Origin of the sequence: Priestia sp. BR_2 (assembly GCF_041954005.1) — a bacterium.
In the GTDB taxonomy this organism is placed as follows: Bacteria; Bacillota; Bacilli; order Paenibacillales; family Paenibacillaceae; genus Paenibacillus_AQ; species Paenibacillus_AQ lautus_A.
This window is the reverse complement of sequence record NZ_JAVFHM010000319.1, coordinates 1-1139: the sequence shown is the minus strand read 5'-3', so window position 1 is coordinate 1139 and position 1139 is coordinate 1. Positions and strand designations below refer to the sequence as shown.

Sequence of the window (1139 nt, the reverse complement as noted above, 5' to 3'; positions counted from 1 at the left end):
TTCCAATATTTTTGGGTGGTTCAAAACCATATATAAAATACCTGAAGCGATTCCTATAATAGAAGTAAAGGTAGGAAGAATGAGCTTAAAACTTACCCCTGAAACGAATATCATGACAAAGAATAAAAAGATCATCACAAGTGCCGTTCCTAAATCGGGCTGCTGCATAATAAGAAGAATAGGGACAGCTAACGTAGCTCCTAGCTTTCCAACGAGTAAAACATCGCTTCTCGTATCTCTTACGCGAAATTTTTCGTTGTGATTTCGTATCACTTTACTAAATGCTAAAATTAAAGAGATTTTTGTGAATTCCGACGGCTGTATCGATCCAATACCAGGAAGGACGAACCAGCTTTTTGCACCATTTTTGACAGGAGCAATACTTTGGGGAGAAACGATGAGTAAAATAAGGATAAAAATATTTAGCCCATAAAAGAACCATGTGAATTGGTCCCATTGTTCCTCATCGGGCCTCATGGTGAGGAAGATAATCCCAATACCTACTGCGTACCATTCGACTTGTTTAATTACAAAGTTTGTAGAATACTGTCCTGTTTTTTGCGCGTTATAAATAGCTATACAGCTAATGATAAAAAACAGCAGCATTGTAAAAGCAAGACCATAATTAAAGCTTTCTGACTTCTTGCGTTCCATCTTTAAAACACCTTTTCTTTATTAAATTTCTATTCCAATCACTGAATATAAGTTTCTCTAATATATGTTAGAAAAATATCAATAAAATAGATTCCTTCTCATGATTTATCCCAAACCTCCAATCTGTCTTACCTGTATTTTTTATATAGAAGGTCTACCAAGGGATAGCCTGTATAATTAAAAACGTTTAATAGTCCTAATTTAATGGACAAGATATTTTTTGACTTCAGCTTATTTTTTTTGTTGAATACTATAAATTTGCCTAAAGGAAACTTTTTGAGCATAAGAAACCCTTTAAAAATAAAATTTTGACTTAGAACAGACTGAAGTGCCTATATGCGCTAGCAAATTATATAGTTGAACTCTAATTTATTTTTCCTTAGGGAAACAGTTTAACATTAAGGAAAAATATTTGTCTAATAAAAAACTTAGAATCTTACTAAAGATTAAAATGAACTGGCTGAGTCAATATAGAAAGCTATGAT

At 32.7% G+C, this 1139-nt stretch carries 1 protein-coding gene; it reads right to left on the bottom strand.

The features are described 5' to 3' along the window. Window positions 1-654: FtsW/RodA/SpoVE family cell cycle protein (locus tag RB298_RS28045; protein ID WP_486049643.1), on the bottom strand; the 654-nt coding region annotated here is incomplete at its 3' end. Window positions 655-1139: the final 485 nt, after the last annotated feature.